22 protein-coding genes are annotated in these 18,551 nt (G+C 53.5%); 18 read left to right on the forward strand and 4 right to left on the reverse strand.

Annotated elements, in window-relative coordinates; translation table 11 throughout:
- Window positions 1-58: 58 nt before the first annotated feature.
- The 12 genes from CPJ18_RS01980 to CPJ18_RS02035 all read left to right on the forward strand — a co-directional run bounded on the left by CPJ18_RS01980 (window position 59) and on the right by CPJ18_RS02035 (window position 8,845).
- Entirely contained in the window at window positions 59-1,522 is a 1,464-nt protein-coding gene (locus tag CPJ18_RS01980) for a phage tail sheath C-terminal domain-containing protein (RefSeq protein ID WP_103656771.1), read from the forward strand.
- A gap of 13 nt (window positions 1,523-1,535) precedes the next feature.
- On the forward strand, window positions 1,536-2,048 hold the full coding sequence (locus CPJ18_RS01985) for a phage major tail tube protein (protein ID WP_103656772.1): 513 nt from the start codon (window positions 1,536-1,538) through the stop codon (window positions 2,046-2,048).
- A gap of 223 nt (window positions 2,049-2,271) precedes the next feature.
- Window positions 2,272-2,553, forward strand: a complete 282-nt coding sequence (locus tag CPJ18_RS01990; RefSeq protein ID WP_103656773.1) for a phage tail assembly protein — start codon at window positions 2,272-2,274, stop codon at window positions 2,551-2,553.
- A complete protein-coding gene (locus tag CPJ18_RS27425; RefSeq protein WP_281063033.1) occupies window positions 2,550-2,675 on the forward strand; it encodes a hypothetical protein in 126 nt (41 codons plus the stop codon). The genes CPJ18_RS01990 and CPJ18_RS27425 overlap by 4 nt, the downstream gene beginning before the upstream one ends.
- Window positions 2,676-4,817 (forward strand): phage tail tape measure protein, encoded by a 2,142-nt coding sequence (locus tag CPJ18_RS01995; RefSeq protein ID WP_103656774.1) that lies wholly within the window; start codon window positions 2,676-2,678, stop codon window positions 4,815-4,817. It abuts the gene before it with no gap.
- 8 nt (window positions 4,818-4,825) lie between these two features.
- On the forward strand, window positions 4,826-5,290 hold the full coding sequence (locus CPJ18_RS02000) for a phage tail protein (RefSeq protein WP_103656775.1): 465 nt from the start codon (window positions 4,826-4,828) through the stop codon (window positions 5,288-5,290).
- Between the two features lie 5 nt (window positions 5,291-5,295).
- Entirely contained in the window at window positions 5,296-5,508 is a 213-nt protein-coding gene (locus tag CPJ18_RS02005; protein WP_103656949.1) for a tail protein X, read from the forward strand.
- Between the two features lie 2 nt (window positions 5,509-5,510).
- Window positions 5,511-6,686, forward strand: coding sequence for a phage late control D family protein (locus CPJ18_RS02010; RefSeq protein WP_103656776.1), 1,176 nt, complete (start codon window positions 5,511-5,513; stop codon window positions 6,684-6,686).
- A gap of 32 nt (window positions 6,687-6,718) precedes the next feature.
- Window positions 6,719-6,955, forward strand: a complete 237-nt coding sequence (locus CPJ18_RS27070; protein WP_103656951.1) for a DUF7940 domain-containing protein — start codon at window positions 6,719-6,721, stop codon at window positions 6,953-6,955.
- Complete coding sequence (locus tag CPJ18_RS02020) at window positions 6,927-7,514, forward strand: lysozyme (RefSeq protein WP_245445282.1); 588 nt, start codon at window positions 6,927-6,929, stop codon at window positions 7,512-7,514. Before CPJ18_RS27070 ends, CPJ18_RS02020 begins: the two co-directional genes overlap by 29 nt.
- A complete protein-coding gene (locus CPJ18_RS02025) occupies window positions 7,511-7,894 on the forward strand; it encodes a hypothetical protein (RefSeq protein ID WP_103656777.1) in 384 nt (127 codons plus the stop codon). The genes CPJ18_RS02020 and CPJ18_RS02025 overlap by 4 nt, the downstream gene beginning before the upstream one ends.
- 219 nt (window positions 7,895-8,113) lie before the next feature.
- Complete coding sequence (locus CPJ18_RS02035; RefSeq protein WP_146258632.1) at window positions 8,114-8,845, forward strand: AcaB family transcriptional regulator; 732 nt, start codon at window positions 8,114-8,116, stop codon at window positions 8,843-8,845.
- A gap of 109 nt (window positions 8,846-8,954) precedes the next feature.
- Here the strand turns inward: CPJ18_RS02035 and CPJ18_RS02040 are convergent, their stop codons facing one another.
- From CPJ18_RS02040 to CPJ18_RS02050, 3 genes are read right to left on the reverse strand one after another with little or no spacing between them, the layout of a single operon-like run.
- Window positions 8,955-9,539, reverse strand: a complete 585-nt coding sequence (locus CPJ18_RS02040; RefSeq protein WP_146258633.1) for a hypothetical protein — start codon at window positions 9,537-9,539, stop codon at window positions 8,955-8,957.
- A 31-nt stretch (window positions 9,540-9,570) separates the two neighbouring features.
- On the reverse strand, window positions 9,571-10,233 hold the full coding sequence (locus CPJ18_RS02045; RefSeq protein ID WP_103656779.1) for a DUF3226 domain-containing protein: 663 nt from the start codon (window positions 10,231-10,233) through the stop codon (window positions 9,571-9,573).
- Entirely contained in the window at window positions 10,233-11,327 is a 1,095-nt protein-coding gene (locus tag CPJ18_RS02050; RefSeq protein WP_103656780.1) for an AAA family ATPase, read from the reverse strand. The genes CPJ18_RS02045 and CPJ18_RS02050 overlap by 1 nt, the downstream gene beginning before the upstream one ends.
- 497 nt (window positions 11,328-11,824) lie before the next feature.
- Here CPJ18_RS02050 and CPJ18_RS27570 point away from each other — a divergent pair, with 497 nt between their 5' ends.
- A complete protein-coding gene (locus CPJ18_RS27570; RefSeq protein ID WP_425353143.1) occupies window positions 11,825-11,974 on the forward strand; it encodes a helix-turn-helix domain-containing protein in 150 nt (49 codons plus the stop codon).
- An 80-nt stretch (window positions 11,975-12,054) separates the two neighbouring features.
- Here CPJ18_RS27570 and CPJ18_RS02065 read toward each other — a convergent pair whose 3' ends face one another.
- A complete protein-coding gene (locus tag CPJ18_RS02065; RefSeq protein WP_245445283.1) occupies window positions 12,055-12,402 on the reverse strand; it encodes a helix-turn-helix domain-containing protein in 348 nt (115 codons plus the stop codon).
- A gap of 450 nt (window positions 12,403-12,852) precedes the next feature.
- Between CPJ18_RS02065 and CPJ18_RS02070 the strand changes: the two genes are divergently transcribed.
- The 5 genes from CPJ18_RS02070 (at window position 12,853) to CPJ18_RS02095 (ending at window position 18,532) form a co-directional block, all read left to right on the forward strand.
- Window positions 12,853-13,179, forward strand: a complete 327-nt coding sequence (locus CPJ18_RS02070; protein WP_103656783.1) for a DUF6634 family protein — start codon at window positions 12,853-12,855, stop codon at window positions 13,177-13,179.
- Between the two features lie 254 nt (window positions 13,180-13,433).
- Window positions 13,434-15,206: an AAA family ATPase gene (locus CPJ18_RS02075; RefSeq protein WP_167397809.1), complete on the forward strand. Its 1,773-nt coding sequence runs from the start codon at window positions 13,434-13,436 to the stop codon at window positions 15,204-15,206.
- A gap of 335 nt (window positions 15,207-15,541) precedes the next feature.
- Complete coding sequence (locus tag CPJ18_RS02085; RefSeq protein ID WP_103656786.1) at window positions 15,542-16,108, forward strand: ABC-three component system protein; 567 nt, start codon at window positions 15,542-15,544, stop codon at window positions 16,106-16,108.
- Window positions 16,108-16,638 carry an ABC-three component system middle component 5 gene (locus CPJ18_RS02090; protein WP_103656787.1) on the forward strand — a complete coding sequence of 177 codons (531 nt, stop codon included), beginning with the start codon at window positions 16,108-16,110 and terminating at the stop codon, window positions 16,636-16,638. Before CPJ18_RS02085 ends, CPJ18_RS02090 begins: the two co-directional genes overlap by 1 nt.
- Window positions 16,619-18,532 (forward strand): ATP-binding protein, encoded by a 1,914-nt coding sequence (locus tag CPJ18_RS02095; RefSeq protein ID WP_103656788.1) that lies wholly within the window; start codon window positions 16,619-16,621, stop codon window positions 18,530-18,532. Before CPJ18_RS02090 ends, CPJ18_RS02095 begins: the two co-directional genes overlap by 20 nt.
- Window positions 18,533-18,551 lie beyond the last annotated feature (19 nt).

The following is an 18,551-nucleotide window of genomic DNA, read 5'->3' on the forward strand; positions in this document are numbered from 1 at the left end:
CTACCCGGCGTTAGCGCCACTTCCTTCCATCGTTGTCTATTTCAAAGGAGTCCATTCAATGGCCGACCTAGCCTATGCTCATGGCGTGTCACTTAACGAAAGCGCGGTAACCCCGTCGCTTCTTCGCATCCAACGTCAGGGCATCACGTTCGTCAATGGCACTGCGCCTGACGCGGACCCAGCCACATTCTCGCTCAACATGCCCAAACTCGTTACGTCTGTGTCGCAGGCCGCGCTGCTGGGTGCTGCCGGTACGTTGCTCGACGATGTGACGACTGTTTTCAATGAAGGCGGTTCGTGGTGCATCATTAACCGCGTTGAGACCAGCGCCGACGCTGCAATCCAGCAAGCCAACCTGATCGGCGATCCTGTTGCCCGTACCGGCCTCTACGCCGCTTTGCGCGCCAAGGCCCTGACCAGCTATCAGCCGCGTGTCATCATCACTGCTGGCAATACCGGCGCATGGGTAGAGAACGGCGTTGTATCGATCTCGCTGTCTGCTGAAGGTTCGAAGCTGACCGAAGCGCCAGTCGTGACTGCGACGGGCGGCGGCGCTGATGCAGGCAAAGTTCTGCCGACGCTTGAAGCCGTCATGGGAACCGGCGTCGATGCCGATAAGGTTGTTTCCGTCCGCGTCGTGACGCCCGGCAAGAAGATGTCTCAACCGCCGGTCATCACGTTCACAGGTGGCGGCGCAGATGCAGCCAAGGTTCTGCCCGCTGCGACCGCGAATGTCGGAGATGTGGCAAACCCGTTTGTGTCGGCGCTGAATGCCATAACCCCAAAAATTCGCGCCCGCGCCTATATCAGCGGTCCGAACACCACCAGTGAAGAGGCCTTGCGCTTCCGTCGCACGATCAGCGGTGGCCGCATCCTGATCATCGATCCGAAGGTGCTGAAGAACGTCAACGGAGTTCCGGTCACAAGGCCGGTTGCGCCGGTGTTTGCTGGGGTACGGTCGCGTGTTGTGGCTTCTGACGAGGGTGTGTCCGGCTCGGTTTCGAACAAGCCCATTCGCACCATTGACGGTGTGGCGCGCACCATCATGTACCCGGATGACGGCAATTACCTGAACGAAAATCAGGTATCGACCATCATCAATGAACGTGGTGGCTTCCGTACCTGGGGTAGCCGTCTGGCTATCGATGATCCGCTTTGGCAGTTCGACAGCGTTCGCGCCACTGCCGACATGATCAACGAAGCGCTGGAAGACGTTTACTTCCAGTATGTGGATCGCAAGTTCACAAAGGCCAACATGAAGATGATGATCGAGGACGGCAACGCTGCTCTTCGCGTCTTCAAGAACAACGACGACATCCTTGGTGGCCGCTGCTGGTTCCCGGTTCTCAATGATCCGACGCTGATGGCAAACGGCAAACTCTTCCTGGAAGTCGAGTTTGAGCCGGTCGGCATCATGGAGCAAATCCACATCACCACTCACCGCAACATTCTCTATTACCGGCTTCTGCTGGACGAGGTGAATGGTGCCATTGAAACCGGCCCGCTTTCGGTTGCCGCATAAGGAGTAGCCAGACATGGCAGAGAAGTCTTTACCGCGTGGTATTCTGCGCGATTGCATGCTTTGGGCCGACCGTGAAAGCAAGCTCGGCCAGATTGCCGACATCACGTTGCCTGTACCGGAGTCCAAGCGCGAGACGATGCGCAACGCCGGTATGATCAAAGAGCGTAACGTCCACATGGGCTATAACGCTCTGGAAATGGGCTTCAAGATGCCGGGCCTTGACCCGCAAATCCTTAAGCTGTTCGGTCTGAAGCCCGGTGTTGATACGCCGTTCCTGATTACCGGCGCGACGGTTGATGAAGATGGCACCACTCACAGTGCTGTCGTTTCCATTCGTGGCAAGATGTACAAGCCCGACCCCGGCACATGGAAGGGCGGCGACCTCGCTGAAAACGACTACGCGGTAGACGTGAATTACTACAAGCTCGAAATCGACGGTGAAGAAATCTACGAAATGGATGACTTCGATTTCAAGGTTGGGGGTGTTTCGCAGTACGGCGACATCCGCAACGCGCTGCTGCTGTAATCGACAGCCTCAAGAAGCGGGGTTGCTCTCTGGTGAGATTAGCCCCGCCATCTTTTTCGTTTGCGTGGCGACAACCTCTCCTTCAGGCGACCCCGCCTATGCCTTGCAAACTTTCCTGACGAGTTGACCACAGCGCGCAATCGCCCGGTCGCGTCTGTTCCTAAAAATGATCCAATCACAGCGCTGACGCCCCGCGCGCGCTTTTCACCCATTGAGGTTTTCCATGTCTGAAACTGTAACTGTTAGTCTCGCCAAGCCCGTAACCCACGATGACAAGACGATCACGGAATTGACTTTCCGCGAGCCGACCGTGGGCGATCTTATCATCGGTGACAGCTTCACCGGCCAGCTGTCCAAGATGACAGCCATTCTTGCCTCGATCTCTGACACGACGCTTCCGACGTTCAAGAAGATCGGCGCGAAGGACTTCCAGAACATCGTCTCGGCAACTGCTGGCCTCTTGGGAAACGACAAGAAGGACAAGAAGCCAACGACTGGCGCTTGATCGCGCTTTTCGTTTCGAACCTTCACTCCACATCGCTCGATGCAATAGAGCGCTGGTCGCCTGACAAGCTGCTGGCCTATTTCCATAAGGCCTGCGAGCTTCGAAAAATCATGGGGCAATAAATGTCTGTCGTGCAAAGCACCCTGCGCATCTCCCTTCTGGAAGATGTCGTCGCCAAATCAGCACCGATTTTCCGCACTCTGGACCGTCTACAAAACCAGCAGATGAAAGCCTTTGCGCCGATGCGCGGGCTGATCGGGCAGGCTGTCGCGCTGGGAGCCGGCTACCTCGGCGCGACCGAAGGTATCTCGGCCACGGCTGGCGCTGCCATCGAATTCGAAACCGCTTTCGCCGATGTGAAAAAGGTTGTCGAGGCGTCGGACGAACAGTTCGAAAACATGCGCCGCAGCATTCGGCGCATGTCTGGCGAAATCCCGCTGGCTGCAACCGATATCGCTGCCCTGTTTGCGGCGGCTGGCGAGTCCGGTATCGCGACACAGGATCTACAAAGTTTCGCAGAGATGGCCGCGCGCGTCGGTGTTGCCTTCGACATGACGGCTGCTGATGCCGGTGAAAGCCTTGCCAAGCTGAAAACGCAGCTGGGTTTGACGGTTGCCGAAACCGGCGACATGACAGACGCCATCAACCACCTTTCGAACAATATGGCTTCGAAGGCGAAGGATGTTACCGAATTCATGCTGCGCGTCGGCGCTATCGGTGAAATGAGCGGCTTTGCCAAAGAAGACGTTGCGGCCATGGGTAGCGCCATGATCTCGGCAGGTTCGGACGCCAGCACCGCTGGAACGGCAATGAAGAACGTCATCCGCGCTCTGGCAAGGGGTGACTTTGCCAAGAAATCGCAGAAAGACGCCGCCAAGGCGCTCGGCCTGCATCTGCCGTCCATCGCCAAGGATATGCAGAAAGACGCCAAAGGAACCATGCGCAAGGTGCTGACGGCCATTGCCAAGGCACCGAAGCATCAACAGACCTCGCTCTTGTCGGAATTCTTCGGTGACGAGGCCAGCGCCTTCATGCCGTTGGTGGGCAATATCAAGCTGCTCGATGACGCGCTTGCCAGTGTGTCCGACCGAACGAAGTATTCCGGCTCTGCCTTCAATGAATATGTCCAGCGCGCCGCTACAACGGGCAACGTTCTCGAACTGCTGGGAAACAAGATATCCAACGTCTTTTCGGAAATGGGTGACGACATGTTGCCCGCCATCCGTGAGGGCGCAGCGGGTATCGGTTACGTCATCGATACGCTGGGCAACCGCGTGACGATCTTCGATCAGATTTCAGCGTCCATGAAAGGCTTCATGCAGGGGTTTGGCTATGATGGTGGCGTTCGTGAGTTGACGGAAGATATCGGCGATCTGTTGTTCGGAAAAATCGACCCGAACGCCGCAGACCGTATCGGCAGTATCTTCATGCAAGCCAAGGAATGGGGCGCATCGATCCGCGAACTAAGCGATGCGGTTGAGAATAACCCTATTGCGAAATTCCTGGGGGAAATGTCCGGCTTTGGCTTCAAGCTGTTTGCTTACGGTATGGGGATCGCGTTTCTCGCTGGAACGGTTCGTAAGCTGGCCGGGGCGATGATGTTGCTTTCCGGGGCGAGTACCGCTGTATCGGTGATTAAAGCGCTTGGGGCTTTGAGTGATTTTCCCGGCCTCGGTGGCGACGGAGGGAAGGGTAATTCCAAATCCTCGAAGGGTGGCACGAACGTTCCTGAAGTGTTGCCATGGTTGGCTGGCGCTGCGCAGTGGCTTAAGGGTTTCGGCTCGCAGGCGGCACTTGGTTTGTCCGTCCAAAGTTTGGGCGACACTCCCGGCGACACGTTTGAGGAACAGGTCGCAAACCAAAAGAAATACCGTGAGGGATTGCTACGCTTTCTCGGTATGGATGATCCGCTTACAGCGGCTGATCCGCAGGCGGGCTTGCCTTCAAGGGTTGCAGCGCAAACAGCAATGGATGGCGCAAGGCAGGCCCGAGCAAACGGGTTTGGCGGCACGACAGACACCCTGCCGGGTAAGACAGCAGACGATATCGTTACGGCGCGTATCGATGCTGGGTCTATCTCTGAAATGATCCGGCCAAGCGGGACGCAAGATGTCCGTGTCACCAACACTCAACCCGTGAGTGTGACTGTCCACGCGCCGATCAGCATTACCGGCGTGTCCGACCCGGCCGCTGCTGGAAGTGCAGCAGCTGCGCAGCTTGGGCAGGAAGTCCAAAGAGCAACTGAAAGCTCGTTTAGCGATTAGGAAAAATCATGTCCGGTAACACGTCAATGATGCTCGGCGGCTTTGCCTTCGAGGCGCATGGCTTTGGCTATCAAGGTGTCAAGCGAACTGTGAACACGCCGTGGACCGAAGTGGCCGTGGCGCAAACCCTCAATCCGCAGCAATGGACAGGGCCGACCTCGGATGAAGTCAACATTCAGGGCGTCTTGTTTCCTGAAGAATTTGGCGGGCAAGCGCAACTGGATGGCCTGATTGCCGCCTCGCTTGCGGGTACGCCAATGATGTTGGTAACGGGCGATGCGGCTGAAGGCGTGATCCACGGCACGTTCACGGTGCAGGGGGTCGATGAAGATCGATCTTTTATCAATGCGCGCGGAGCTGCGGCGCGGAACGCCTATTCGATCAAGCTGAAACGGCAGGCCGATACCGCTGGTCTTTCCAGCGGCAGCATCATCGACCGCGCTACCAGCTTCCTTTCTGACCTGTTCCGGTGATTGCCATGTCCAATACCTACGTCACCCGGCAGGGTGAAACCGTCGATCTCGCATGTCTTGCGCATTATGGCCGCACGGCGAAAGTCGTCGAGGCTGTGATTGAATCCAATCCCGGCCTTGCCGCGCTGGGTGTGGTGCTGCCGATCGGCACCACAATCATCATGCCCATCATCGCGTCCACATCAACCGAGCGCCGTCTTGTGAGCCTTTGGGATTAGTCATGCACCCACGCGTCGAAATTACCATTGATGGAACGCCGGTCGCCGGTGGGTTCTATGAGCGTCTTAAATCCGTGACCGTGACCGACAAGGAAGGTCTGAAATCGGACACGGTCGATCTGGAATTGAACGATGGCCCGCCAAACTTCCTAGCGTTGCCACGAACCGGGGCCATTATCGAAGTCCGCATGGGCTATGGCTCCAACCTTTCTTCTCTCGGCACCTTCACAGCCGACAAGATCAGCGGCGCTTGCCTGCCCTTCGGCCTGTCGATTTCCGGCAAGGCCGTGGACTTCCGAAGCGGCAAGCTGAAGGAACGGCAGGAACGGGCATGGGACAAAACCTCGCTCGGCGATATCGTCTCACAGATCGCCAGCGAAAGCGACCTGACGCCCGCTGTGGATTCCGACCTGGCTAAGTTCGTTTATGAGTGGGTCGGGCAGCAAGATGAAAGCAATCTGCATTTTCTGCGGCGGTTGGCGCAGCGTCACAACGGGCTGTTTTCCATCAAGCACGGTCGCTTGCTGTTTTCCAAGTTGGGTTCCGGCAAGGCGTCCAGTGGGGCCAACATCGGCAGTGTGATCGTGACGCCCGAAATGGTGCAGCTGGGTTCGCTGAAATTCGATCACGGCGACCGGACGAAATATAACAAGGTCGTTGCCTACTATCAGGACAGCGACAAGGCGCAGCGGGTTGAGATTGAGGCGGATGGCGATGCGGACGGCGATAGCGTCTACCGCATTCCAGAACCGTTCTCGTCGCCGGATGAAGCGGACAAAGCTGCACAATCAAAAGCCAAAAGCCTGAAGCGCGGCGAGGCAACCACTTTCGTCACGGTTCTAGGCGATACCAGCATTTGTGCCGGTGCACCGTTGCTTTACGCGGGCATCCGTCCCGGCCTCGATGGTGTCCCTTACGTGATCGATACAGCGGCGCATAAGTATGTCGCGAAAGGAACCTTCACCACGGACATTTCAGCCAAGTTGTATGACGGCAAGTCATCGTCTGAAGGTGACGGCGATGGCGAAAGCGGTTCTGGAAGTGGCAGCGGTTCCGGTTCGGGTTCCGGCAATGGATCGAATGGCGGTGGCAAGGTCGCGCCCAACAGTGCACCTGGTACACCGGCGACCCCTGCGCATTTCCTGACGCCTCGGCTTGGCCGGACAGACGAAAACTAGACTGAAATAACCCCTCAAAATCAGGAGTGAAAATGCTCGTCCAGAATTGGCGGCAAGTGCTGAAACGCGCTTGGTCTGTCCGCCTCATGATTATTGCCGCCATCCTGTCAGGCCTGGAAGTTGCGCTTCCGCTGATCGATGGCGTTGTCGAAATCCCTCCCGGCGTGTTCGCTGCTCTCTCTGGCCTCACGGTGGCCGGAGCTTTCACCGCGCGCCTTCTTGTCCAGAAAGGTGTCTCCAGTGCCGATAAACAAAATCACGTCGAGTAAGCGCGGCAAGGCCGCTATTGTAGCGGTGCTGGCTGGTATCTCTGCCGGTGCTTATTCCACCTATGACCGGTATGCGACAGCAGCCAAAATGGACGCTGCGGTTATTCTTTCGGTTGAGAAGGCAATTATCCCATGGGAAGGGTTGATGCTGAAATCGCATTGGGACCCCTTCGCCAAAATATGGGACATTTGCTACGGCGAAACAAAGGGCATCGGCCCCGGCATGACAAAGACGCGCGCTGAATGCAAAGACATGCTCTTGCGGCGCGTCCATGACGATTACTATCAGTCGATCATCGTCTGCTCTCCCAACCTCCTGAAGTCGCCAGTTAGCGTCCGCGCCTCCATGATTTCCGGTTCCTACAATTTCGGGGTCGGGGCATGGTGCCGATCCACTGCCAAAGCCCGGATTGAAGCGGGTCAGTGGCGCGCGGCATGCGAAGCGCAGACCGCATTCAATCGGGCCGGTGGGCAGATCGTGCGCGGTCTGGTCAATCGTCGTGAGATGGGAGACGCGCAACGCGTTGGCGAGGCCGAACTGTGTGTGAGCGGCCTATGAGCTTCCTTCTCCCCACCTCCATCATCGGGCGCGCCATAACCATCGTCCTCATCGTCTTGTCGGCCTACGGCGGCTTTCGCTGGTGGCTTTCATCGCACGATGCGGCGTTGCTCGAAGGTTACGTTCTCAAGCAGGAACGCGACACGCTTCAATCCCTACTCGACGAGAAAGAGCGACAGCGAAATGCTGCCGCTCAATCGCTGGAAGAATACCGCAAGCGCTCGATAGCCGACGCGCTCACGCAGCAAACGCTCGAAGCCCAACTTGAACAGGCAATCAAAGATGACAACCAAAACATGGATGACGGTGATTACCGTTGGGGTGATGCTGATCGCCTCTGGCTGTGCAAGCAAAGAGGCGCGCCTGATTGCGGCGGCTGACACACGTGGCCGGACGCAGGCGGGCGTAAGCCTTCCCGATCTTCCCGACGAATGCCGTCAGAAGATGGCGCGGGTCGTCCCGCAATACGGAACCGAGAAACCAAGAAACACGCAGCTGCGATGGGAATTCGCTGCGGATTTCGTGGATCGGCGCACAGGTCGATGTGCGGGATTTTATGACGGCGTCAAGACGCGCTTCGGCGCAAAGGGTTAGCGGGTATGGGCAAGGTCAAGGCAATGGCGCAGGGAACTGATGACATGGGAAATGGCACTCAGGTAGATAGGAGTTACGCCGATGCCGTCACGGCGCAGCTGGGCGAGCGGGTTACGAACCTCAATCGCCGTCAGAGTGATCTGGAGACTGAGATGCGCGCCGGTTTCAAGCAGGTTGAGAACGGCATGGCGTCCATCGCCAACGAGATGCGGGCGTCCAATGCAACTCTATCTTCCAGCCTTGCCGAACGAAGTCGAACGCAGTGGCCCGTTGTTTGGTCTGCTGCTGGCGTGTCGTTCACCATCTTGGCGGCACTAGGTGCGTTTGTTTACGGGACGCTTAGCAAAGACCAGTCGCGTCTTGATGTTGCCATTTTGAAAAATGGCGAGGTTATGCAGGCATCCATTTCGAAACTCGCCGATACCACGCAGCAAAGCATCGTGACGATGACTGAGCGCATGGTGACCCGGCAGGAAATGGAATATCGGCAGGCGCGGGGTGCTGAAGATCGGACGCGGATGGAAGCCACCATTAAGGAAATCCGTGACGCACAAGTGCCTCGCGCCGAACTGGATCGGGTATTCGCAAATTACGATCAACGCTTCATTGATTTGCAACGCCAGACCGATGAGCAGAAGCGACAGTCTGGTGAGGTTTACGGAGCGCGCGACGTGATCTTGGATATGCGCCAACGGCTGGACAGGGTTGAGCGGGAAGGCGGAGGCCCTAAGGAATAATTCGTCACTAAACCGAGTTGGTACTTGTAACGCGAAAGGCCGCTTGGAGAGATCCGAACGGCCTTTTCAGCCTTGAGATTAAGGCACCATCACTTCGGTTACGCAGCTTTCATCGCGAAAGGAGGTCGTATGCTTCCCATGTCTCGTACCGAACTTGAGAGACCCCATCTTTTTCCCCATTCCCCATTGGCCCAGCAAGTTCCTTGAACTTGGGGAGCCCGATAAGATGAGGCAGAAGGTGCGTTTGATCTTCGGTGCCGATATGAGTTATCCCAAGCCCAGCAGACGCCGCGATGAGCTCTTCGGCATTATCGAAGCTTGGTGTTTGACCCTGCAGTCCAACGATTGTAATTTTCAAGCTATGTGTCTCCATGTTGTTGATCGACAATTTTGGGGGATTTGGCCCCGCATCCTTTAGTCTTAGATTTGGGGTTCTGCCGTGGGAAGCTTTCATGGCGTCGTGATATTCTTCGATTAGTTTAGCCGCCTCTCTGGCGGTATCAATGTAGCCGGTATGCGGCACTACGCGCTTAAGTATCCAACTTGCGTGGCCCGCAGCCCAAAGCCACTTGCCACCCATCACGATTTGCAGCCTACCGATTATGTCAGGGCCATCCCATCCACTATAATCTTCATGGCCTTCGCCCGGCCACGTCTCTTTCCATTTATACCGAGGCTTGTATTGGTCTGTCATGGCAGTGGACTGGTGCATCGAATGCTTGCATTCAGACTTGCTGCAATGTGGTGAGAAAATTCTTCAGCTCAAGTAGGGAGGGCGATCCAATATCAAACAGACCCCTTCGTGTTGCCCAGCCTACCCCGTTACAAAGCGGGGCTGAAATGGAAGCTAATAGCGCTTGGGCGCGTCGTTTGTCGAGATGGTCAACCGATCCTCCCTTCTCGCCAGACGAAACAAGATACTCGTGGGCAGCGTTGAGGACGGGATGATCTTGAAGTGTGCCGAGCGCGAGCGTCTCTAAGCTTCCAGTTTCAGCGCCGCTCGGCATTAGAAACAGTCCGTTATGTCGGCCATCGTTTCGGGACGCGAATGCAGCTGGCTCTGGCACCGGCTCGCCCGCACCATTGAAAAGCTTTGCACACTCAGCTTTACATTTTGCTAGATTGTCATCGACATCGCGGATGACAGCATAACGTCTGATTTTTCCATTTGTAAAAGTAGGAGCTTTCAGCATCGCTTGTAACAAACTGGCGAAGTTGTCTTTGCCCTCTGCAACACACACTCCAACATTCTCGGGCAGGGCACCTATCGAGGTGAGAACCTCGTCTAGAAAAAAGCCGTCATCGCTTCCCTCAACAAGAATAACTGTTTCGACGTCGAGCCGAGATTTTCCAACTGACCGTGTAAAAAACTTCCCCGCTACCGCCATTATCTTATCTCGATGTCATAATTTTCGGCAGATGATAGCTCGTCGATATCGTAGTGCACTACCGCGTGTCGTTCCGACGATTTTTCTAACCTGATGTATTGAAAGTCCTTAGAGCGTCCGGCCTGTTTCACCCCAAGCGCAGCACTGTGTATGCACTCACGAGAGTGGGTGGTTGCAAATATCTGGCAGTTTTCATCAGCGGCAGCGCGGGAGATGATCTTCCAGGCTTCGGTGACTACTGAGTAGTGAATTGCCGCATCTATCTCATCCAAAAAAACGACGCCATTTGCACAACGAACAATGGCACAAAGCGTGTGAAGAAGATTTTGAAAGCCGTCACCCATGTACTGAACTGGTAGCATTTTACCATCCAGCATTTGGGCATAAACTTGCACCTCTTCTCCATCCTGCAATGTCATAAACGTTTCTAGGTCCGAGTGAAGCAGCCGCATGTATCCTACTACTTCCCTCAGCCGCTTAGACTTAACCAAGGTAGAGATCATTTGAGCCAATTGCTTGGCGTCGGCGCGTGTGGACGTACTCACGTACTCTCCTAGAGGCACCTCCGAATTGTCTGTCTGCTTCATTATGCCAGTCAGACCTGCGGGTGCGGCCATCGTAAAGAAGCGCTCGATTGGCGTGGTCCCACCGTCTGCGGTAACGGATATATGGAGGCCTTTCTGCGTCGAAAAAATACTATCGGTTCCAAACTGACCTGCGAGGCCAAGCCCTAGTGAGTTGCTTTCCACCGGAACGGAAATGTCGTCAGGCTTGAGTTCGTAGGCCATGTCCATTCTTAACCGGCTATGTGGTGTGTTCCACTCTACACAAGCGTGCGGCAGCTTTTCTTCGTGCAGAAATTGGAGCGGATCGATTGGGGACGAAGTTGCGAACCGACGAAACATCAACGGCTTGATCAGCGAAGCTGGGTTGCGACGATCTAAAAGGAAAAAGAGTATCTCAAGCATGGCAGTCTTACCCACGCCGTTGAAGCCGCCGAAAATATTTATTCGTTTAAATTTTGGAATTGTAATTTCGCGGAAACTACGGAAGTTTTCGACTTTGACAGATTGGAAATAGAATTTAGTTGACATAGAATTGCGCTCGCCTGTTTTGCAAATGCGTATCACGTTGCGTGCAATTTGCAACTGAGGTTAGAAGAATGCCTCCGGTAAAAGAGTGTTTTAGATGAATGCGGTGGAGCAGCTTGTCAGAGCGATAATTCAGGCTAATAGCCCAGCTCACACAATAGCAGAAGACGAGTTCCTTGCGATTGTACGCAGTCATGGGTTTCAGCTTTGTGGTGCGCAGCCAGTTGGATGGGCGGCACAGACCAATGTCGAAGCTGTCTGCCGAGGTTGCGGGGTGATAGGAATCGGCTCTACCCAAGGTGAGGTCGTGTATGACGGTGAAACGTGGCTCAACGCCGATAAGCCGTTGTACTGCTCAATCTGAACAGAAAACACTCGGCGCTTCCTATATGCTTCCTTTAGGAAATATCCTCAGAGCTAGATAACGCTGGAACCCCTGCGAAATATGGCGCACCATTAATGACATAAAAGCGAACCCCGAGCAATTCTGGAGTTTTTCTATTAATAAACAATCGCTTAACGAGGACGCACGAATACGAAAAGCCGTTACACTCAAAGCTGCCGGTCACACACATGCGTCGATAGCCGAGGCCCTGGATGTGTCTTTATCGACCGTGAAACGGTATACCCGAACGGTCAGAGGATCGTAGTGATGATGTAGATGCGTCTTCTACTGGAGCCAAATACAGCATTGAGGCGTTAAATCATTCGTTTATCTGTAATTTAGCTGCTACGGAAGCACGTTATTGATCCAGCGTGCCCCTGCGCCGTGGGAAGACGTTCCCTTCGTTACTTCGATATTTAGATCGCGAAGACAAAGCTCGATTTTTGCTAGTGTCTCCAAGTTAATCGACTTCAATTCTCCCCGCTCAAACAACGCAATAAATTTTCGGCCGACCTGAGCTTGCTCGGCCAATTTGTCCTGGGAAAGGTCGGCCAGCCCCCGCGCAGCGCGAAAGGCTTGTCCTTCAAACGGGTCTGTCGTCAGTGGTGACCTCCATCTAATTCCAGCACCGTGACCCTCTCCCGGATCAACAAATTCAACTCCGTGTACCTCGTAATAAGCCTTTACTGCCAAGGCCGCGCTCGGCAGTCGTTGCCGCGTGCCGTTCTCCAAAGTGATCAGAAATCGGCTAGATAGCTTGCACGACGTCTCCACGTGGCTTTGGCTATAACCAAGCAAAAAGCGAGCAGCTCGCAAAAGGGCCGGAAGTGATTGCATTCCTTCAGAAAATCGCTGGAGCTTGAAATGTCAACATAGTCTCATTCTCGATCCTTTTTATGAGTTTTCGATCTTTTTCTTTGCATTTCGACCGCGAATCGGTGCTCTTGGTCGCATGGAAGGCGAATCGTGAGGACATTCAATGATCGAAACACTCTTCAAGTCTGAACCAAAAACTCCTTGGAACGCTCCGTTGGATGGTAAAGGCAAGCAATCGGCTTTGGCTTTCGCGTCCCGTTGGGCTGACTCAATAGGCCAAGTACCGGCTAGAGTTTCTTCGCTGCCGTTTGCGTGGGGAGAAATGCAATGACAGCACCCGACAAAGCGGCTGATCGAACCGAATTGACTGATCTGGCCACTAAATTGCGAGACCTAGCATTTGCGCTTGATGAACTGAATTCTGTCGGAGCCGAGGGAATCGAGGCTAGTGTCTCTATTTCCGAATGGACGTATGCGAAGCGGGTGGTGCCTGTCCTCGTAGGTAAGATGATGGGCCACCCTTTGATCAAAAACGGCAATATCGGCGCAACGACAGAGATTTTTTATATTGATCCGGTCGCTGGTTTGGCACGTTCTTTCAATAGGTGGTACCGACTGGGGCCCGCCTTGTCCGATCAATCGGTGCTGCAATGAGCGAGAGGCATGGTTATCGGGTCGACGAGTTCGTCGATGCTTTGCGATCAGTGGCAGAAGCCCAGCGAGAACTCAATCGTTTGCTTAGAAAAAGTCCTCAACGTCTGCGTAGCAGACGAGGCAGGGAATTGTTGGATAAAAGCCCACATGAATTCCTTGCATATTGTGCTCTAGTCCGCATTTTAAAGCGGCAATATGAGTTTCTCTCGAAGGCTGGCGGTGTCCTTATTGTACGAGTGCCGAGGCATTGGCCATTGGACGATTTCGAAGCCTTGGCAGACATCTGTTTCGGGACAGTGAAAAATAGGGACACACTTGATTTCAGCGTATGCTGTCACGGCCCCAAGAACCGAAAGGGAAAATGGGAATTCCAGCCGCAACGATACCTCTCCGCACCAAGAACGGTCGTATTCGTCCCGAACGGGACCGAGCTGCATCCGGAATTCGAGACGGCGGCGGACTGGACAGTCGACCTGGAGGTTTTCGATGGCCGATGTGTTGCTAGTCTTTGTAGGTTTCTGGGAAATGGAGAGCTTTCTGACGATGACAGGGAATTCCTTCAGCATCAGGACGTCGGCCTGATCGACAGTACATTCCGTCGCGGTAGGTTAGCAGAACGGGCTATCGGGCGGCTTAGGAAACTCGCATCGCAAGCGGCTAACAACAAACAAATCGTTCCTTTGTCGTCATTTGGTGCTGCGGGCGAATGGGCACAGCGCCTGAAGCGCGATCTTGCGCTTTGGAGGGAAGGAGTTCTCCACTGGAGCGAGGTCGACAAAGGAATTCTGCTCTATGGACCTCCTGGAACCGGCAAGACGACATTTGCGAAATCGTTAGCCGTCGAGTGCGATGCCCACTTTATCGCGTCCTCACTCGGTCAATGGCAGAGTTCAGGGCACATGGGCGACCTGCTCAAAGCGATGTACGCGACTTTTGCGGAGGCAAAGGCGTCTGCTCCCTCGATTTTGTTGGTGGACGAGTTCGATTCTTTTGGACATCGGGCAAAGCTTTCCGGTGACAATGCGCAGTACACGTTGGAAGTCATCAACGCGATGCTTGAAGCAGTGGACGGCGCTACCGGCCGTGAAGGTGTAATCATCGTGGCGGCGAGCAATCTTCCTGAGAGAATTGACCCGGCTTTCCTTCGTCCCGGGCGTCTGGAAAGACACATCGAGTTGTCGAAGCCGGATATCGCAGGGCGAGAGGCAATACTTACAAACTATTTGCCCGAATTCTCTGGGAACGGTGCCTTGAAAGAGGTCGCGAGGAACTTGAACGGCAAAAGCGGTGCCGATCTTGAGTACATCGCCCGTCAAGTCCGGCAGCGTGCACGAGACGAAAGCCGACCACTTAAGATCGCAGACCTTGTCGAATTGGTGCCGGTCTTCACTCCATTAAAGCCAAATGAATTATGGCGAATATGCCTTCACGAAGCAGGCCACGCCGTTCTCGCGAAGGTTTTCGACATCGGACTTATCACCTCGGTCGAAATCTACACGGATGACCATCGCGCCGACCAGGACGATGACGTTCACGGTCGAACAATGATATTCGCCCCGCAGGTCACATTGCACACCGAGAGTTCCTATCGTGCGGAGATCGCCATGAAGCTTGCTGGTCTTGCGGCCGAGGAAGTCTTCATCGGAGACCGATCAACGGCTTCCGGCGGCCTGGAGAAAGGCGACCTTGTCGAAGCAACCGAATTGGCGGTCCGGATGGTTGGTATGTTCGGAATGGGCAACACATTGCACGTCTTGCCGGTCCGTTTCCTCGACACCAAAGATGCAGCACTGTTTCAAAAATATCCGTTCATTCAGCAAGAGATCGATGACATTTTGCAGTCCGCATTGAAAGAAGCACGTAAAACCCTTGCAGAACATAAGGATGTCGTCCTCTCTTTGGCCGAAACTCTGAGACAGAAGCGCAATGTCTCCGGGCATGAGTTGGACGATCTCCTCCGTCCCCTGACTTCCGGCATCCCTCGTACAGTTTTCACCGGGGACCATGACCTAAACCACGCCCCCTGACACCGTAGCAAGCTGACGGCCAGCCTTCGTGCAAGGCAGGTGCACAACCACCACGAGGCGCACGGACACCCGGTTGTGCAAACATCTCTAAGTATAACCTCGCCTCTTTCAACCAGCGCAGACGCATGATACCTAATTTACAACGGTGGGGTGATTCCATGGACCTGATAAAACAATACATTGACTTGTTGTCCGCAGCGATTGGCTTCCTGCTCGGATGTGGCATTACCTTGACCGTCCAGCGCTTACGGCTTGGAAGGAACGCAAATTTCTCAGATCAACGCGGCAGCCATGTCGGTGGCGACCAGGCTGGGCGTGATCTGAAGAAATAACGAATGGAAACAACTCTATCTAATCAGTCGAGATCGATAGTTCATGGCGATCAGGGTGGCCGCGATGTCATTAAGAACTATTATTCAGTTAGCTCATCGCAAGTTGCAGGCTGGCTAAAGCGCCTTGAAAGCCAGATTGAATCTCAGAACAAGGATGCTCGCGACAAGTTCGTGCAGAGCCTGCAGTTCTTTGTTGATCGCCGAGATGAGGCTGATGTCGTTGGCTTGAAAGATAAAATTGAAAAATCAACTTTTAAGATAGATTATTATTCCGCACTGAAGAAAAAGGAAGAGTTCTCGAAGCTGCTTATGAAGTATCAGGAATTTAGTTCCGCTCAAGAGCTTTTTGCTTACTTTCTGTCGATAATACATGATGTTTTTGATGAGAAAATATGTCCGATTATTGGAGAGTTGTCATATTTAGATATGCAAAAAATCGTCGATAATCAAATAATCGATAAAATATTCAATGAGATAGGTGACGGCAGCGATATGTTGCTGATCAATCGTAATCACGTCCGGGGAATGATCTATTGGCTGGCCGATAAATGCTACGTCAGGTGGCACTGATGTATATTTCTTACAGCGCTGCTCAAGACCCATTCCACGCTGTATTTCGAGCGTTCTGCCTTTTAGATGGCAATCGGAAGTCGAGTTACGAGCTTGAACGCCTTCTCATGTACGACTTCTTCGTTTGCTTCCCTTGGATGGTCTCCGAGATTGAGGGGGTAAAAAAGATTACAGGCTTCATAAAAGAGCTGAACCGTACAGGCCGCTTATATCCTCAAAACGCCTACGAGCAAATTCCAGAAAAACGCATAATGTTCAAGCGAATGCGCCCGGCGCAAATGGCCGCCATAAATAGTATCTGTTCCTTTGGATACCTGTCCCCGTCTGCTCTTCGAGACGACAGGGTCGAGCGGACCGACAAGCCGGTTCCGGAAAAGCTTGCCGAAAACGTCCGCCAATATGTCGCGGCCAACGACGTTCTATTTAACTTCATAGGAAATTTTTTGGATTTGCTGCCCTTAACAGGGGCTATGGGTTTGAAAGCCAAAACTGGATTGGAAGAGTTCCGCTATGACTATATTCCATCCTAATCTCAGAGTGGACCGCCTGGTCGTTTTTGGACGAGGAGAGCGCGTTTTTGACGAAAGGTTCCACTCCGGCCTGAATATTATTCGGGGAGAAAACTCTTCTGGAAAATCAACTATTATGGATTTTCTGTTTTACGGCTTAGGCGGTGACCTATTCGACTGGCGCGAGATCGCGTTGAACTGCGAAAGCATTTTTCTCCAAGCTTCTGTCAACGAAAAGGCAATTACTCTTTCGCGGGAAATCGTCGCGCAGCCCGTGCGGCCAATGCGGATTTACATCGGTGAAATGGAAGACGCGCTCGGCTCTGCTGCAGACGGATGGGAAGTGTTTCCCTATTCTCGTGGTAGCAAGGACAGCTTTTCCCAAGTGCTGTTTCGATTCCTCGGCCTTCCCGAGGTGCAGACTGGTGAAAGCCAGAGCAAGATCACGATGAACCAAATCTTGCGGCTCCTGTACGCAGATCAAATAAGCCCCATTGATAGAATCTTTCGGCTGCAGCAATTTGATGACGCCGTCACTCGGCAGACAGTTGGCGATCTGCTTTGCGGTGCGTTCAGCGACAAGTTTTACCGCGCCGTAATAAGGTCTAGCGAAGCATCTAAAGAACTCGCCGAGGTGGTTACGAAGATTCGCTCCACCATCGCCGCGCACTCACGCGGCCGTACACCTCTGACGAGGGAATGGTTGGAGGCCGAAACCGTTACAATCAATGAGGCTCTAAGCGCCAAAAATGCCGAAATCGAAAGGTTAGAAAACGATATTTTTCATGCTCAGTTTGATGATCGATTGACGCTGAATGATCAGGAAGAAACCTATAAACGCATAGTTCAGTTGCAAGCTGAAATCGCTTCAATCGAAGAAGACTTGAACACTAAGAGCTTAGAGCAAGCCGACTCCGCTCAGTTTATAAGCGCCATTGATGGTCGACTGTTTCAGCTACAGAATTCGTACGCCGTTATAGAAGAATTTGACCGATTGGATTTTCAGTTTTGCCCATCATGTTTGGAGCCGGTGGAGGCCCATGGTGTAGAGGGAGCGTGCACCCTTTGCAAAGAGCCGTTCGACAAGTCTCGAACGCGGTCGCGCTCACTGAAACTCATCAACGAATTTTCACGGCAACGAGAGCAGTCCCTAGAACTGCAGAACATGCGCGACGTGGAAATCCGCGAACTTCGGTCAAAGTTGGCTAGCGTCAAGGAGTTGTGGGCTCAGGCAAACCGCCATTATAGCGTTTCCGTCAAAACGCCTACGACCGAAATCCGCGCCAATCTCCGAAGGCTCAATCGAGAAGCTGGTTACCTCATTAAGCAGTTGGAAGAGCTTGCCGGGAAGAGTGAGGTCATTTCGCAGATCGAGCAGCTAAGTACGGAGAGAGAAACCCTTCAACAGGAGCTGGATTTATTAAAGGCGGTAATCGAGAACGAAAACACCCGCACACGCGAGAGAGTTTCAGCGGCCCGCCAAAAAATTGAGGCAATAACGATAGAATTCCTGAAGGCTGATCTCTCCCGTCAGAGCACATTCGATAACGCTAGGAGTGTCGATTTCGAATTCGACGGCAATCGGATCGCTGTCAATGGAGACAGTTTCTTTTCCGCAAGTTCGATGGTGTATTTAAAAAATAGCTTCCTGGCAGCCTTTTTGTACGCTGCCGCAAACGATCCGCTTTTCTCACATCCGCGTATTTTAATTATGGACACCATTGAGGACAAGGGAATGGAACCTGGGCGCAGTAAAAACTTCCAGAAACTACTCAGGGATATGTCGGATATAGCAAAATCCGAGCACCAGATAATTATCGCTACGTCAATGATCGCAGAAGAGCTAAATGACCCGAAATATACAGTCGGAGAATACTACACTCATACCAATCGCACACTGAAGGTCCGTGCGTAGGCATGAATTTCTTATAGAT

The organism is Agrobacterium rosae, from assembly GCF_002915175.1.
GTDB lineage: Bacteria > Pseudomonadota > Alphaproteobacteria > Rhizobiales > Rhizobiaceae > Agrobacterium > Agrobacterium rosae.

Bases quoted from the DNA above. Each gene is read 5' to 3' on its own strand.
- CPJ18_RS01985 (WP_103656772.1), top strand. From the start codon at position 1,536: ATGGCAGAGAAGTCTTTACCGCGTGGTATTCTGCGCGATTGCATGCTT.
- CPJ18_RS02050 (WP_103656780.1), bottom strand. From the start codon at position 11,327: ATGTCAACTAAATTCTATTTCCAATCTGTCAAAGTCGAAAACTTCCGT.
- CPJ18_RS02005 (WP_103656949.1), top strand. From the start codon at position 5,296: ATGTCCAATACCTACGTCACCCGGCAGGGTGAAACCGTCGATCTCGCA.
- CPJ18_RS02070 (WP_103656783.1), top strand. From the start codon at position 12,853: ATGACAGCACCCGACAAAGCGGCTGATCGAACCGAATTGACTGATCTG.
- CPJ18_RS02045 (WP_103656779.1), bottom strand. From the start codon at position 10,233: ATGGCGGTAGCGGGGAAGTTTTTTACACGGTCAGTTGGAAAATCTCGG.
- CPJ18_RS02085 (WP_103656786.1), top strand. From the start codon at position 15,542: ATGGAAACAACTCTATCTAATCAGTCGAGATCGATAGTTCATGGCGAT.
- CPJ18_RS02000 (WP_103656775.1), top strand. From the start codon at position 4,826: ATGTCCGGTAACACGTCAATGATGCTCGGCGGCTTTGCCTTCGAGGCG.
- CPJ18_RS01980 (WP_103656771.1), top strand. From the start codon at position 59: ATGGCCGACCTAGCCTATGCTCATGGCGTGTCACTTAACGAAAGCGCG.
- CPJ18_RS01995 (WP_103656774.1), top strand. From the start codon at position 2,676: ATGTCTGTCGTGCAAAGCACCCTGCGCATCTCCCTTCTGGAAGATGTC.
- CPJ18_RS02090 (WP_103656787.1), top strand. From the start codon at position 16,108: ATGTATATTTCTTACAGCGCTGCTCAAGACCCATTCCACGCTGTATTT.
- CPJ18_RS01990 (WP_103656773.1), top strand. From the start codon at position 2,272: ATGTCTGAAACTGTAACTGTTAGTCTCGCCAAGCCCGTAACCCACGAT.
- CPJ18_RS02040 (WP_146258633.1), bottom strand. From the start codon at position 9,539: ATGACAGACCAATACAAGCCTCGGTATAAATGGAAAGAGACGTGGCCG.
- CPJ18_RS27070 (WP_103656951.1), top strand. From the start codon at position 6,719: ATGCTCGTCCAGAATTGGCGGCAAGTGCTGAAACGCGCTTGGTCTGTC.
- CPJ18_RS02035 (WP_146258632.1), top strand. From the start codon at position 8,114: ATGGGCAAGGTCAAGGCAATGGCGCAGGGAACTGATGACATGGGAAAT.
- CPJ18_RS02010 (WP_103656776.1), top strand. From the start codon at position 5,511: ATGCACCCACGCGTCGAAATTACCATTGATGGAACGCCGGTCGCCGGT.
- CPJ18_RS02095 (WP_103656788.1), top strand. From the start codon at position 16,619: ATGACTATATTCCATCCTAATCTCAGAGTGGACCGCCTGGTCGTTTTT.
- CPJ18_RS02025 (WP_103656777.1), top strand. From the start codon at position 7,511: ATGAGCTTCCTTCTCCCCACCTCCATCATCGGGCGCGCCATAACCATC.